Annotated in this window: 16 protein-coding genes; 6 read left to right on the top strand and 10 right to left on the bottom strand. The window is 31.6% G+C overall.

The genetic code is table 11. The features are described from left to right. Positions 1-25: 25 nt before the first annotated feature. Positions 26-247 carry a heavy-metal-associated domain-containing protein gene (locus tag B3R94_RS07875; RefSeq protein ID WP_038335762.1) on the bottom strand — a complete coding sequence of 74 codons (222 nt, stop codon included), beginning with the start codon at positions 245-247 and terminating at the stop codon, positions 26-28. A 150-nt stretch (positions 248-397) separates the two neighbouring features. Between B3R94_RS07875 and B3R94_RS07870 the strand changes: the two genes are divergently transcribed. Further along, positions 398-1,720, top strand: a complete 1,323-nt coding sequence (locus B3R94_RS07870) for a solute carrier family 23 protein (protein WP_291099939.1) — start codon at positions 398-400, stop codon at positions 1,718-1,720. A gap of 107 nt (positions 1,721-1,827) precedes the next feature. Here the strand turns inward: B3R94_RS07870 and B3R94_RS07865 are convergent, their stop codons facing one another. Further along, positions 1,828-2,877, bottom strand: coding sequence for a 2Fe-2S iron-sulfur cluster-binding protein (locus tag B3R94_RS07865; protein WP_280037963.1), 1,050 nt, complete (start codon positions 2,875-2,877; stop codon positions 1,828-1,830). 99 nt (positions 2,878-2,976) lie between these two features. On the opposite strand from B3R94_RS07865, the gene B3R94_RS07860 reads away from it, so the two are divergent. Further along, a complete protein-coding gene (locus B3R94_RS07860; protein ID WP_291099936.1) occupies positions 2,977-3,342 on the top strand; it encodes a methylglyoxal synthase in 366 nt (121 codons plus the stop codon). A gap of 110 nt (positions 3,343-3,452) precedes the next feature. Beyond that, positions 3,453-3,770, top strand: coding sequence for a hypothetical protein (locus B3R94_RS07855; protein ID WP_291099933.1), 318 nt, complete (start codon positions 3,453-3,455; stop codon positions 3,768-3,770). A gap of 137 nt (positions 3,771-3,907) precedes the next feature. Here B3R94_RS07855 and B3R94_RS07850 read toward each other — a convergent pair whose 3' ends face one another. The 3 genes from B3R94_RS07850 to B3R94_RS07840 all read right to left on the bottom strand — a co-directional run bounded on the left by B3R94_RS07850 (position 3,908) and on the right by B3R94_RS07840 (position 5,551). Beyond that, complete coding sequence (locus B3R94_RS07850) at positions 3,908-4,339, bottom strand: hypothetical protein (protein WP_291099930.1); 432 nt, start codon at positions 4,337-4,339, stop codon at positions 3,908-3,910. A gap of 94 nt (positions 4,340-4,433) precedes the next feature. Then, positions 4,434-5,090, bottom strand: coding sequence for an NAD(P)-dependent oxidoreductase (locus B3R94_RS07845; RefSeq protein ID WP_038335757.1), 657 nt, complete (start codon positions 5,088-5,090; stop codon positions 4,434-4,436). A 53-nt stretch (positions 5,091-5,143) separates the two neighbouring features. After that, a complete protein-coding gene (locus tag B3R94_RS07840) occupies positions 5,144-5,551 on the bottom strand; it encodes an RrF2 family transcriptional regulator (RefSeq protein ID WP_291099927.1) in 408 nt (135 codons plus the stop codon). A gap of 108 nt (positions 5,552-5,659) precedes the next feature. Here B3R94_RS07840 and B3R94_RS07835 point away from each other — a divergent pair, with 108 nt between their 5' ends. From B3R94_RS07835 to B3R94_RS07825, 3 genes are all read left to right on the top strand, one after another. Continuing rightward, the gene (locus B3R94_RS07835; RefSeq protein ID WP_291099924.1) at positions 5,660-6,235 is read left to right on the top strand and encodes a Crp/Fnr family transcriptional regulator; all 576 of its coding nucleotides are present in this window, start codon (positions 5,660-5,662) and stop codon (positions 6,233-6,235) included. Next, positions 6,228-6,827 carry a hypothetical protein gene (locus B3R94_RS07830; protein ID WP_286500528.1) on the top strand — a complete coding sequence of 200 codons (600 nt, stop codon included), beginning with the start codon at positions 6,228-6,230 and terminating at the stop codon, positions 6,825-6,827. The genes B3R94_RS07835 and B3R94_RS07830 overlap by 8 nt, the downstream gene beginning before the upstream one ends. Positions 6,828-6,907: 80 nt before the next feature. After that, a complete protein-coding gene (locus tag B3R94_RS07825) occupies positions 6,908-7,663 on the top strand; it encodes a DUF4241 domain-containing protein (RefSeq protein ID WP_291099919.1) in 756 nt (251 codons plus the stop codon). 289 nt (positions 7,664-7,952) lie between these two features. Here the strand turns inward: B3R94_RS07825 and B3R94_RS14215 are convergent, their stop codons facing one another. From B3R94_RS14215 to B3R94_RS07805, 5 genes are all read right to left on the bottom strand, one after another. Beyond that, entirely contained in the window at positions 7,953-8,384 is a 432-nt protein-coding gene (locus B3R94_RS14215) for a LytTR family DNA-binding domain-containing protein (RefSeq protein WP_313567186.1), read from the bottom strand. Beyond that, positions 8,315-8,563 (bottom strand): LytR/AlgR family response regulator transcription factor, encoded by a 249-nt coding sequence (locus B3R94_RS14210; protein WP_291062467.1) that lies wholly within the window; start codon positions 8,561-8,563, stop codon positions 8,315-8,317. Before B3R94_RS14210 ends, B3R94_RS14215 begins: the two co-directional genes overlap by 70 nt. Positions 8,564-9,087: 524 nt before the next feature. After that, a complete protein-coding gene (locus tag B3R94_RS07815; RefSeq protein ID WP_291099916.1) occupies positions 9,088-9,480 on the bottom strand; it encodes a response regulator in 393 nt (130 codons plus the stop codon). A 148-nt stretch (positions 9,481-9,628) separates the two neighbouring features. After that, positions 9,629-10,765, bottom strand: a complete 1,137-nt coding sequence (locus B3R94_RS07810; RefSeq protein ID WP_125349493.1) for an efflux RND transporter periplasmic adaptor subunit — start codon at positions 10,763-10,765, stop codon at positions 9,629-9,631. 1 nt (position 10,766) lies between these two features. Then, positions 10,767-15,095: a CusA/CzcA family heavy metal efflux RND transporter gene (locus tag B3R94_RS07805; protein ID WP_280035620.1), complete on the bottom strand. Its 4,329-nt coding sequence runs from the start codon at positions 15,093-15,095 to the stop codon at positions 10,767-10,769. Positions 15,096-15,122 lie beyond the last annotated feature (27 nt).

Here is a 15,122-nt window from a genome sequence, read left to right as displayed (position 1 = left end):
TAAGTCATTCTACCTAAAAAATTATCTATTCTTCAATTAATTCAGCTGAAAAACCAACTTCCTCAATTGTATCAATAATTTCTTCGTCTGTTGCTTGATTAATTTTTACAGACAAAACTTTGTCTGGATTATCAGTATCAACTTCCCAAGCTTCTAAACCATCTAACTTATCTAAAAAAGGTTTCACTTTGCTCACGCAACCACTACAATTTATATTTGTTTTGAATTTTAATTCTTTTGTTTCCATAACTCTTTGATTTTTGTCTTACAAATTTCGATAGAATTGTTCCAAAACCATTTACAAGATTTCGCTAAATAGTTATATGATTTCTATACTTATTAATCGTTTTGAGCTACTTTTGCATTCAAACAAAACAATTTTCAATTTCTTTTACAAATGAGTCAACAAAATGACCAAAATATTATCTTAGCTATCGACGAAAAACCGAAGTTAGGACAAGGTATATTATTAAGTATACAGCATCTTTTTGCAATGTTTGGTGCAACAGTTTTAGTTCCTGCTTTGACAGGAATGTCTCCAGCAATTGCATTAATTTCGAGCGGAATCGGAACTTTAGTTTTCATCTTAATTACGCGAGGAAAAGTCCCTTCTTACCTTGGTTCTTCATTTGCTTTTATCAATCCAATTATCGCAATGAAAGCTTTAGAAGCAAACCCAGAAAGTGGAATTGCGACAGGAAGTTTCTTGGTTGGTAGTTTTTTAGTTGGAGTTACCTATTCATTGGTCGCACTCTTTATAGCAACGGCTGGAACAAAATGGTTAATGAAACTTTTACCTCCTATTGTTGTTGGTCCAGTAATTATGGTAATTGGTCTTGGATTAGCTTCTACAGCAATCAAAATGGTAACGAATAATCCTTCTGGTGAATATGATTTAACCTATGTTACAATTGGTTTTGTTACCTTAATTATCACGATAATTACAGCAATTTTCAGTAAAGGTTTTTTGAGTGTAATTCCAGTTTTGGTCGGAATTATTGGTGGATATCTTTTTGCAATTACAATGGGAGTTGTCGACCTAAATCCTGTTATAGAAGCTAAATGGTTTATGATTCCAGATTTTACCATTCCTTTTGTAGATTACACACCAACTTTGTCTTGGTATGTTATTTTCTTAATGATTCCGGTTGCAATTGTACCAATCGCAGAACATATCGGGCATCAATTAGTTTTGAGTAAAGTCGTGAATAGAGATTTAATTGAAGATCCAGGTTTAGACCGATCTATGTTAGGTGACGGAATTGCAACAATGATTGCCGCTTGTTTAGGTGGGCCTCCAAACACGACGTATGGCGAGAATATTGGTGTTTTAGCTATTACAAGAGCTTTTAGTATTTATGTATTTATTGGAGCAGCTTGTTTTGCTATTTTATTTGGATTTTGTGGTAAAGTTTCAGCATTATTAAGTACAATTCCAACACCAGTTATGGGTGGCGTTTCTATTTTATTATTCGGAATTATTGCTTCGAGTGGTTTGAGAATGTTAATTGAAAATAAAGTTGATTTTAAGATAAAACGAAACCTAATCATTTCATCTGTTATCCTAATTATAGGAATTGGTGGTGCGGCAATTCACATCAGAGATTTATTTTCTTTAGAAGGAATGGCTTTGGCATCTATAATTGGAGTTGCTTTAAATTTAATTCTTCCGGGAAGAGAATTTGTCTCGTTCAAGGAAATGTTTGATGAGGAAAATTAAATAAAGATTTAGATGATAAAATTCTAATTCAAAGCGAACAAATATAAATCAAAAAGGCGAGCTGAATTCAGCTCGCCTTTTTGATTTAAAATATATTGTTCTTAAACTTAAACTTCATCAAAATCAATTGCTAAAGTAGCTGTTTTTGGACGAGAAATACACGCTAACGTCATTCCTTCTTCATAGTCAGAATCTGTTAATACATAGTTGTCTCCAATATGCACCTCGCCTTCTGTTATCTTACACATACAAGACGAACAGACACCACCTTTACATGAATAAGGCGCATCAATACCAGCGTCTAACATTGTATCAATCAAATTTTTTCCTCTATCCCAAGTCACTTCAGAAGTTTCTCCATCAAGTGTTACAGTAACTTGAACCGTTTGAGGTCCTTCGTCATGTTTTGTAAAAATATCTTCTGTTTTCACTGAAGGATTAAACATTTCGAAATGAATATGTTTCTCGATAATTCCCGCTTCGTTGATTTTCTTCGCTAAAGTCAAAATCATTTGTTCTGGTCCACAAACCATTGCTTCATCTACTTCGTTGATATCAATAATTTGATTCAAGATTAAATCAAATTTCTTCTCATCAATTCGTCCATTGTAAATGAAATTCTCCTGATCTTGGCGCGTATAAAAATGATGAATAAAAACATTGTTTGGATATTTTTGTTTCAATTCTGTCAAACGCTCTTTGAACATGATTGAGTTTTCATCTCTATTTACATAAAAAATATGAAAATTTACCCATTCTTCAGTCTGCAAAGTAAACTCTAACATACTCATAATTGGCGTGATTCCACTACCCGCCGTAAAAGCTAATAACGTACGTTTTTCGTTTGGTTTTGTTGGAATTGTAAAACGTCCACTTGGTGTAGAAACTTCCAATTGATCACCAACTTTTAGTTCATTTGCTAAATAAGAAGAAATCTTTCCATTTGGTTGAGATTTAACCCCAATGCTCCATTTTTTATCATTAGGAGATTCACACAAAGAATAATCTCTTCGTTCTCCATTAATATTAAGAGTGATATATTGTCCAGGTAAAAAATTGTATTCTTCGTGTAATTCCTCAGGAACATCAAACGAAATTTGAACAGCATCAGCCGTTAATTTTACAATTTCTTTTACCGTTAATAAATTAAATTTCATAGTCGTATACTATTTATAATTCTGAAAACAACTCGTTATTTAAGATTGTTCTGCTAACTTTGTACAAAAGTAATATTTTAGATTAAATAGAAAAAATATATGGAAATAGCATTGATCGCTCATGATGGAAAAAAAGCTGAAATGGTCAATTTTTTAATGAAACATAAAAAAGCTTTAAACAATAATAATATCACATTTATCGCAACAGGAACGACAGGAAAGTATGCCGAGCAAACTGGACTAAAAGTTACGCGCTATCTATCTGGTCCTCTTGGTGGTGACGCGCAAATTGCCGCTCGTGTTGTGGAGGGAAAAACAGATATGGTTTTCTTTTTTAGAGATCCGATGGGAAAACATCCGCACGAACCAGATGTAAATATGTTATTGAGACTGTGCGATGTACACAATATTCCATTAGCTACAAACCCAGCTACAGCAGAAATGTTATTGGATCATTTAAAATAATTATTCTTAAGCTAATCTTAAGTTTATTTTGGTTGTTTTGGTGGATAATTTATTTAATATTGAATAGAAATTTTAACTGAATATAAATAACAATTCAAAAGAAAATCACAATGAATTTAATTAAAAAAACAGCTATCGCGCTTAGCTTATTTGCTCTTACTGGATCATCTGTAGCATTTGCTCAAAAAAAAACTCCAACAAAAGCAACTAAAATAGAAACAGTAAAGACAACAACTAAAGCATCAGCAGATAAAAAAGGAACACATGCTAAAAAGGATGTAAAAGTAACCACAATTAAGAAAACTGAAGTTACCCCTAAAGGTAAAACTGATAAAAAAGTAGTTTCAGAAATAAAAGTTGAGAAAACGACTACTCCAAAAAACGAAACAAAAACGAATGTAGCTAAAACTACCACTGCAGGTAATTAGTATGGGCACAAAGTTTATGTAGGACCAAAAGGTGGAAAATACTACATCAATGACAATGGAAATAAAAGGTATATCAAAAAATAGTTTTTATCCAAATAAAAATAATAAAGGCTGTCTTATTTGTTAGGACAGCCTTTTTAAATTACATTTTTATAATAAATGTTTTCTGGATTTTGAGGATCGATTAAAATATCAACCTCTTTTCCTTTTTTTAGATTCTCACTTGCGTTAACATCTCCAAAATATTCAAATTCTGTATAATAAATTTTTTCAGTATTTGGATGTTTATAAAAAACTTCAACTATATAGTCTGGCAAATGATTTTCTCCTAATAAACCTCTTTTTATTTCAATAATATGTGCTTTTACTTTTAATCCTTTATTTACTAATCTTGAATGATTTAGGTAATCAAATAAATTAACAAAACCTAAATATCCCATAAACAAACTACAGAAAAGAAAAACTACTCCAAGCAGTTGATTAAAAAATACACCAAGATTTAGAAAAGAGCATATTAGAACAAATCCTAAACTTAGAATTAAACATCCTATTGCGATTGACAATTTCATTATTCTTGTATTTGCTATCTGTTTTTCACAAACCGTACCAAAAACAAAAAATTGTCCTATAAAAATAATTTTATTATAAATTTATTCAAACATCTTAATAAGCTGCTGTAAATCTACTTTTTATATGATTGGCATTTTCAATTTCATCTGCAATCACCACTGCAACATCTTCCACAGACAAAATACTACGACCTTCTGCATTGAAAACAGGTACATCATTCCCTAAACGATACGTACCTTTTCGCTCTCCAGAAGTTCCTTGATGCATTTCTGGCGCTGGAGAAAACATTGTCCAATCCAACTCATTATCTTGTTTCAAGATATTATAATAATCTCTCGCAGCCAAAGCGCCTTGTTTTATTTGCTCAGGAAAATCTGGCGCGTCTACAATTTGCAGTTCTTTTTTATCATTCACATACAGACTTCCCGCTCCACCAACAACAATCAAACGTTTTACACCAGCCAATTTAGTTGCTTCTTCAATTGCTTTTGCGCCTTTCAAATAATCTTCATAAATATTTGGATTTGTCCAACCTGCATTAAAAGCACTTACAACCACATCAGCACCTTTCAAATCTGTCGCCAAAGCTTGCACATCGTTTACATCTAATGCCACTTTAGCTACGTTTTTACTATCCAAAACGTTGTCTGTATTTCGCGCAAATGCTTTGATAGATTGATTTCTGTTTACCAATTCTTCTACAATATGTGAGCCTACAAAACCTGTTGCTCCAATTACTGCTACTCTCATTTTATTTAATTTTATATTGTAATTAATTTTGTTATATTTAAAGATAAAAAATTTTACTGAAATTCATCAGAAAATTGTTTTAAAGTTTTATGATTTAACGATTTTATTAAATCTGATTCAGCATTATCAAATAATTTTTCAAGATTATCATTCATTTGTTTACCAACTGGACATTCTGGATTGGTATGATTCATTCGTCCAAAAACATTTTCTTGATTGACAATTTTATACACATCGCCTAATAAAATATCAGCAGAATTTTTAACTAAATAAATTCCTCCTTCTTTACCTTTTTTCGAATCGATAAAACCTGCTTCTTTCAAGAATTTTATTTCACGACGAACCACAACAGGGTTCACATTAATACTTCCAGCAATAAAATCAGAAGTAATTAATTGTCCTTTAAATTTTTCAGTCAAAACTAAAATATGAATCGCCGTTGCAAATCTTAAATTATTCATTTCTCTAAATCGATGGGACAAATTTAGTACAAAATTTTCAATTGTAACAAATATTGATACAATTTTATTGATTAATTTCTCTTAAATTTGTTGCACATTCCTATACATATGGAAAATTATAAAAAACATTTATCAAATATTATTGATCTCACAGAAGAACAATGGGTAGAAATTGAAAAATTTTTGGTGGTAAAACACATCAAAAAGAATGAATTTATTTTAGAACCTGGCGAATATTCCGAAGATTATTTTTTTGTAGAATCTGGCGTTATTCGTTCTTATACAATAGATGAAAACGGAAAAGAACATGTTTTACAATTTGGTACAAAAAATTGGATTGTAAGCGATAGAAACAGTGCTTTTTGTAAGCAACAATCAAAATTTTATATTCAAGCAATAGAAGATTCTACCGTTATTTTATTGAATGAAAAATTAAATGATCTAATCACACGATTAAATCCAAATTATTTAGCTGCTCAAAATAAATTAATTCAAAATCATGTACGTAGTTTACAAGATCGTATTAATTTGTTACTTGGTGCATCTGCAAAGACTCGTTATTTAGAATTTATGCGTCTTTATCCCAACCAACTCTCTCGCATACCGCAATGGATGATTGCCTCATATTTAGGCATCACACCCGAAAGTTTAAGTAGAGTTCGTAAAGAAATAGCACATGGATAGTTATAGTTTTGAAATTTTTGTACCAGAAAAACCTAAAAAAAATAATAAACAGATTGCAAAAGTAATCTTATCATTTCTAGCGGTTACAGTAATTAGTTTTGTGTTTTTGGAACTGAAAGTGTTCAAAAATCAAACGTATTATTACATTTTTATTGGGCTTTTAGCAACAGCTGTTGCTTATTGGAATGGTTATTTTAAGCGACCTTCGGCAGAATTGAAAGGTAATTTTGATGGAAAATTGACATTTACAAAAGATACAATTTCTGTAAAGAATCAAACTTTTTCAATCAACGATTTGTTTTCTATTGTCATTGATAATGAAGATTACAAAGGAAAAGCTGTAAAAGAATTTGGTGAGTTCGAAAATCCAGAAGGTTCGCACGGAATTAGTAATTTGATTACATTAAAAACAAAACATAATCAATTTATTGAAGCTTATTTTTTACAAAAATCGTTAAATGAATTTTCTAAAATCGAATCATTTTTAATTCAATATTACAAAAATAATTTACTTTCTGAAGAGGATTTAATTTCGATCATGCATTTAGAACATGATATTGATAAGAATGAATTGAGAAAAAAATTAAGATAATTTAATTTTTCACTAACATATAAAAGTTAAGTTACTCTCATTATTTAATGTAATTTTGTACCACTTAAAAACAATAATTTATGCAACCAACAGCAGAATGGTTAAAAACTTGGGAATCTAAAAGAGAATTCACTTTAGCTCCTAATGATTTAGAAAAATATTTTACAGATAAAGAAATTGGAGGTGTAGAAATCGACCAAATCGAAATGGGAGAAATTTCTTTACCATCAGGTAAAATCTTTGTAAATGATCCTTTGGGAGAGTATTTATCAATGGATAAAGATCCTTATTTCCTTGAAACGCCAAAAGGTAATTTTCCTGTAACTGCAAGCATCGTAAAATTTGAAGACGATGGTGACGTTGAGAATTTGATTGGTTGTATCAAAGTTGCTTTTACAAACGAAAAACCTGTTCGTTACGAAGAAGCAATGAAAGGAATTGAGTTGATTGACGAATTACAAGAAGGAGAATATTTTGGTTTTTCTATCGAAAGTGGTTTAGCAACAATTGTTGATGCAGAAGCAAAAGATTCTTTTGTAAAATTCATTGATGAATTCGAAAGCAAAGGTGATGTAAATTTATACGATGATTATTTTAATGCATTATTCGTAGAAAACGCTAAAAATAATCCTAAATATCAATCAGAAGAAGGAGATTGGATCAATTGGACAATTCCAAATACAGAATTCAAATCGCCAATTTTTCAAGCTGGTTTTGGAGAAGGAATCTACCCTGCTTACTTTGGTTATAATGAAAAAGGAGAAATTGTTGGATTTTATATTCAATTCATCGATGCTGAATTAGAAGATTCAGAAGATGATGATGAATGGTTGTAATTAATTTTTCGATCAAATAATATTTAAATCCTTCAAGAAACTCAAGGATTTTTTTGTTTGAAATTTATAAGAGCAATCAAATTGCTGGTTTCTATTTTAATAAAAAACTTGAGTTAAAAATATATCAATTACTTAATTATAATAAATTGTTTTACACTAAAAATCCAGAGAATAAAAATAGTTATGAATTTTCAAAATGAATATAAAATCTCTCAAAAATTCAAAGATAATTGGTATTTATTAGAACGAATTGAGTGAAAACAAAAATCTCACAAATGTGAGATTTTTTTTATCTATTCATCCAATCCATCCAAGCATTAATCTGTGTTTTGCTGATAAAAATAGCTTGTTCAGCTTCTGATTTTGGTTGAAGATGAATTTCAATTTTTTGACTTGAATGTCTTATTATTTCAGTAATTGCATCAATGTGAACAATAAATTTTCGATTGATTTTGAAGAAAATAGTCTCATCCAATTTATTTATAATATCCTTTATTGTGTCATCATAAATACAGGTTAGCTCATCTTTCGTTTTTATAAAAAGATGTTTTCCCGAAGCAAAAAAATAATCAATTTCATGTTCTTCAACTGAGCGTAATTTATTACCATTTGTCACTAAAAAACGATACATAATATCGGACGGAGAATTCTCTAAAACTGCAATAGATTGTAAAGTTGGTAAAATAACGAAGCTTGTACGAATCGTTTTAAATTTTTGCAAAGCAACATGCAATTCCTCAATCCCTCTACTTCAAACGGTTTAAGAATATAATCTATCGTAAAATGATTGAATACCTTCATAGCATGTTCATCATAAGCTGTGATAAAAATAATTGGCGTTAGTATCTCAACTTCTTGAAACATTTCGAAACTTTTTCCATCTCCCAAATCAATATCCATAAAAATAAGATCAACCGAATTTTCTTTAAAAAAAGCCTTGCTTTCTTTGTAGTACGCAAAATTGTAATGGAAGAAACATCTATAATAGACTGTTTCTCTAAAAGATTCTTTAGATAAGTAACCGCCAATAATTCGTCCTCTACAATTGTAATTTTCATGAATGAAAGATTATAAAAAACCATCTCAATGATGAATAAAGACGGTCTAAAAATTTTATAAATAAGGATTATTGAGCTTAGCTGCTTGTGGGATTTCTATTGTATAACTAACATCATTTTCTTGTAAAATATACTCTTTACCTGAACAAACAATCAAAATAATGACTGAATAAAGCGCTAATCGGTGTTATAATTTCATAAGTTAGACATTAAACAGATGACCAACACCTTTTAGTCTATGGATATATTTCGTACAATTTTTCTCGATTTTATTATGCGAATTCGAAATGTAAACATCCAAAACATTGGTGTGAATATCAAATTTTATTCCCTAAACTGCATTTAAAAATTTGTAAGTCATCAAAATCAATTTATTTTCAGATTTTTTTTTGAACTAAACTGATTACCAAGCTTTAAAACTTTGATTCCCGATAATAATTCGTCGAAATGAAATGGTTTTGTAATGTAATCATCTGCACCATAGTCCAAAGCCGAAACTTTATCTTGAACTGTATTTAATGCACTTAACATCAAAATTGGAGTGAATATTTTTTTGTAACGAAGTGTCTGTACAAGCTGAATTCCATCCATTTTTGGTAACATAATATCGCAAATAATCAAATCAAACTGAATCGTAAGAAATTCATCTAAAACAGTTTCGGCATCTTTACAAAGCGTAACCAAATGTCCATTTTCTTCTAATCCTTTGATTAAAAAATCGCTTATTCGCTTATCATCTTCGATTACTAAAATTTGCATACACTTTCCATTTTTTCAAAATTAATGAAATTGATCAAGATGAGATGAATATAGCAAATTTTCTAATTGGATTTTAATTTAAAAAGAACAAAATTCAATAAAAAACGAGCAATAAATTGCTCGTTTTTTATATTCAATAATTCGAAGTCTAATCTCCTTCTCCACTATTTTTCATCGCAGTCAAAAGATTATATGCTCCTTTCGAAACATAGACTTTTCCTGAATTTTGAGGAGATTTTATTTCAATCATTTTATTCGCAGAACCTCCTATTTCTACAAGAACTAATCGAAACTGATTTTTAGTTTGTCTTTCGAACACATAGTCTTTTCCTTCAAACTGAATTACAGCTTCTTCTGGTAAAACATTCGCGTCAAGCGAATTCACTTGCAATTCGATATTGAAATACATATTCGCTGTTAATCGCGTACCATTCGCATTCGTAATTCGTGCAAAAACATCAACCGTTCCATCTTCATTCACTTGATTTGAAATTGAGGTGATTTGCGCATCTAACTTTTGATCTGGTTTTGCATTGGTATAAGCTTTCAAAAATTGACCAATCTGAATGTTACTCAGATCCTTTTCAAATACTTTTACATTCAACAAAGAACGATCTGGATTAATAATTTCTAACATCGCATCTGCTGGCGAAATATATTGTCCTGTATTCGCAAAAACCTGACTCACCATTCCGCTAATCGGTGCATAAACATTGATGGTACGTCGGATATTACTCAACGAAACTGAGGAAGGATTGATATTCATTAATCTTAGTTTCTGTTCCAAGGAACTTTTCTTTACCATCAACGATTGACGTGTTGCTTTCGCTTGTTGCATCACTTTGTCACTTGCTGCTTGCTCTGCATTCAAATCCTTTTGACGAACATAATCTGCACTAGCCTGCTCTAACAAAGCTTTTGTTGTGAGATAATCTTCTTGCATTTGGATATACTGCGGATCTTCTAAAACCACCAAAACTTGTCCTTTATTGACATAATTTCCTGGAATTAGTGCAATTCGTTTCACATAACCACCAAAGGCATTGGTGATAGAAATAGTATTTTCTGGGGTTACTGCCGTCTTTGCATTTAGCCGAATAGTTGTAGGTAAATTCTGATGACGTAAAGAGGTTGTATCAATTTCAAAATTCTTTAATTGAGCATCTGTCAACTTTAAAATTGAAGTAGAAATAGTTGCTTTTTGCTCTACTTCAGGTTTTGTTTCTTCTTTGTTACAACTCATCACAACAAAAGATGTACAAAGCATTAAGATATATTTTTTCATATTATTGTGCAGTATAAAAAGTCATTGCGGCATAAGCCTGATTACGTAGATTCTTTGCTTCTAAAAACTTTGTTTTCACTTCGATGATTTGATTATTCAGAATCACCCAATCCAAAAAATTAATCTCTCCTTCTAGTAATTGACGATTAATTGTTTTTTGTAAATCATTCGCAGCAGGAAGTTGAGTTTGCTCAAAATCTCCTACTATTTCTTCGTAAGCGTTTACTTTATTTTTTAAAACATCAAAATCTTGTTGCAACTTCGATTGTTGTAAAGTATACGCTTGTTTTGCAAGATCAGTTTTAACTTTTGAGGCTTCAATTGACGAATTAATTCCTCTATTAAACAAAGGTAAGCCAACTCCTACTTGAAAAGAATTGTATCGATTTTGATCCAAGTCAGAAAAGCTTTGATTTGAATATCCAACTGTTAAAACTGGAACTTTTTTCGATTTTTCAACTTCAGTTTCTAAAGTAGAAGTCTGAATATTTTCTTCAGCTAATTTTAACATTGGATGTACATTTGAAACAGATAATCCTGCAATTTCACTCCAATTTACACCATCTTTTGTTGGATAAATTTTGAATGATGAATTGGTTAAAAATTGAATTTGTCTTGATTCATTTTCTAATTCATTTTCGACTAATTTCAATTGATTTTGAATCGATTTCAACTGAATAATAGCCGTTGAAACCTCACTTCGGTTTGATTCACCTTTCTTCAAACGTAAATTTGCTTTCTTCAAAAACTCTTGGTAAATCAATTCATTTTCTTTCAATAAATCTTGTTGATATTCTGTATTTTGCATATTGACATACAGATTAGCTAATCGTTGTTTAATTTCAACTTTCGTCAATTGTTCATTTGCTTTAGAAGTACTGATCATTTGTTCGTTCAAAGCTTTTTGACGTTTAAAAACCACAGGAAATTGAAACGATTGCGAAATAGTAAACTTGTTATCAAATTCACCTGAATTCACTTGTCCAAATTCCGCAGCTATATCTAAAGGTGAAAGCGAACGATTGGCAAACACATTTTTCTCGTGATAAACAGTAGTCAATTCTGCTTGTTTAATTTCGAGGTTATTCGCGTCAGCTAACTTGACAACTTCATCAAAACTCATACGTTCTTGCGCATTAGCAGTTGTTCCAAACAAAGCTAGAACTAATAAAATAGCTGTAGGAATTGATTTATGACGAGTTGATTTCTTTTTAAAATGAATATTTTCGAACATAACATATAAAATTGGTAAAACAAATAAAGTAAGGAAAGTCGCGCCCATTAATCCTCCAATAACAACAGTTGCTAATGGACGTTGAACTTCTGCGCCCGAACCATTACTAAGAGCCATTGGTAAGAAACCTAAAGAGGCTACGGCAGCTGTCATTAGAACGGGACGAAGACGAGTTCGTGTTCCCATAATAACAATTCGAGTTGTATTTTTAATTCCGTTATCACGTAGACGATTGTATTCTGATATTAATACAATTCCGTTTAGAACGGCAATTCCAAAAAGTGCGATAAATCCAACTCCAGCACTAATACTAAAAGGCATATCTCGCGCAGCTAAGAATAGTATTCCACCGATTGAAGAAAGCGGAATGGCTGTATAAATTAATAAACTTTCTTTGATTGATTTGAATGCAAAAAATAACAAGACAAAAATCAAAACCAAGGCGACTGGAACAGCGATACCTAAACGAGCTTTAGCATGATTCAAATTTTCGAAAGCTCCACCATAGGTTGTATAATAACCTGTAGGAAGTTTTATTTGAGCATCAACTTTTTGTTGTAATTCTTGTACAACACTTTCTATGTCGCGTCCTTTTACGTTAAATCCAACAACAATTCTACGTTTTGCATCTTCGCGCTGAATTTGATTTGGCGTATTTTTATAATCTACTTTTGCTAATTGATTCAATGGAATCTGAATTCCAGAAGCAGTAGGAATCAATAAATTTCGAATATCTTCGATATTCTCGCGTTTGTCTTCTGCTAAACGAACCACCATATCAAAACGTTTTTCACCTTCGAAAACCATTCCAGTAGATTGTCCTGCAAAAGCCATATTAATAATTCGATTTGCTTCTCCAATACTCAATCCATATTGCGCTAATAAAGCACGATCAAATTCAATCACAACTTGTGGAATTCCATTAATTGGTTCGATATACAAATCTTGCGCTCCTTTTACAGTATTGATTATTTTTCCTAATTTCTCTGCATTATTGGCTAAACTATCTAAATTTTCACCAAATATTTTCACCACCACATCTTGTCGTGCTCCTGTCATTAATTCATTAAAACGCATCTGAACAGGAAATTGAAATCCCGTTGAAAGTCCTGGAACATCTTCCAAAGCTTTACTCATTTTATCCGATAATTCTGGAAAAGTTGTGGCAGAAGTCCATTCTTTTTTAGGTTTCAAAACAATAATCATATCTCCTGCATCCATTGGCATTGGCTCGGTAGGAATCTCTCCACTCCCAATTTTCGTGACAACCATTTCAACTTCAGGGAAACGATCTTTCAGTATTTTAGCTGCCTTATTTGTGTATTCTATTGTTGTCGTAATATTACTTCCTGGTAAAATACGCGCTTCTACAGCAAAATCTCCTTCTTCTAAGGCAGGAATAAATTCTCCACCTAAACGAGACATCACAAAAACAGCAATAGTGAAAAGTGAAAGTACAACAGCTAGAATAATAGTACGAACTTTTAAGGCTTTGATTAAATATTTCTGATGGAAAATCTCAATTTTAGCCATTACACGATCCGATAAATTTGGTTTGACTTTCTTCTTTTTACTTAAGAATAAAGTAGTCATCATCGGAACATAAGTCAACGAAAGAATAAATGCACCAATCAGAGCAAAAGCAACTGTTTGCGCCATTGGTTTGAACATCTTTCCTTCTATTCCTTGTAAAGTAAAAATTGGTAAATAAACGATTAGAATAATAATTTGACCAAAAACAGCCGAATTCACCATTTTTTTAGCTGAAGAACCAACTGTTTGATCCATTTCAGTTTGCGTTAATTTATTCTTCAACCCAAATTTTTTGTTGTGTGCTAACTGATGCATCGCCGCTTCTACAATAATCACAGCACCATCGACAATCAATCCAAAATCTAATGCGCCTAAACTCATCAAGTTTCCACCTACACCAAAAATATTCATCATAATAATCGCGAATAATAAGGCCAGAGGAATGACAGAAGCTACAATAAAACCAGCACGTAAATTACCTAAGAAAAGTACCAAAATAAAGACAACGATTAAGGCTCCTTCAAGTAAATTCGTTTCAACCGTATGAATAGTATTGTCAACCATTTTTTTACGGTCTAAGAAAGGTTCAATAACAACTCCATCAGGTAATGTCTTTTTGATTTCTTCGATACGTTGTTGTACATTCTTAACCACTTCGTTACTATTTGCTCCTTTCAACATCATAACAATTGCACCAGAAACTTCACCTGTATCGTTATATGTCATTGCACCATAGCGCGTAGCAAAGCCAGTTTTTACGTCTGCAACATCTCTCAATAAAATAGGTGTTCCACTTTGCGAACGTTTGACCAAAATATTTTCGATATCTTCGATGTTACCAATTAAACCTTCAGAACGGATGAATAAAGAAGTAGGACCTTTTTCGATATAAGCTCCACCTGTATTTTGATTATTCTCACTCAGTGCATCAAATAAATCATTAATTGTCAGACTAAAAGATTGTAAACGTTGCGGATCAATTGCAATTTCGTATTGCTTCAATTTTCCTCCGAAACTACTCACATCTGCCACACCAGGAACGCCTAAAAGTTGACGACGAACAATCCAGTCTTGAATTGTTCTTAATTCAGTTTCATCATATTGATCTTCGTAACCTTCGGCGGGACGAACAACATATTGATAGATTTCGCCCAAACCTGTCGAAATTGGACCAAGTTGTGGTTCTCCAATACCTTCGGGAATCTCATTTTGAACCTGAATCAATCGTTCACTTACTTGTTGTCGCGCCCAATAAACATCTGTATTGTCATCAAAAACAATGGTTACCAATGATAATCCAAAACGAGAAAAACTACGAATTTCGGTAATCCCACCAATATTAGAATTAGCTTGTTCGATAGGAAAAGTCACTAAACGCTCAATATCTTCTGCACTAAAAGAAGGCGCTACAGTGATAATTTGAACCTGATTAGATGTAATATCAGGTTGTGCATCAATGGGTAATTTTGTCGCATCGTAAATACCAAATATCAACAAAGCCAACGTAAACAAACCCACGATAAATTTATTCTTGATTGAAAAATCAATAATTTTATTTAACATCGTAAAATTGTATAGATTAAAAATGTG

This window comes from Empedobacter sp. UBA7611, assembly GCF_002484365.1.
GTDB classification, from domain to species: Bacteria; Bacteroidota; Bacteroidia; order Flavobacteriales; family Weeksellaceae; genus Empedobacter; species Empedobacter falsenii_B.
Note: the sequence above shows the minus strand (reverse complement) of the source record. Positions and strands in the feature narration are given on the sequence as shown.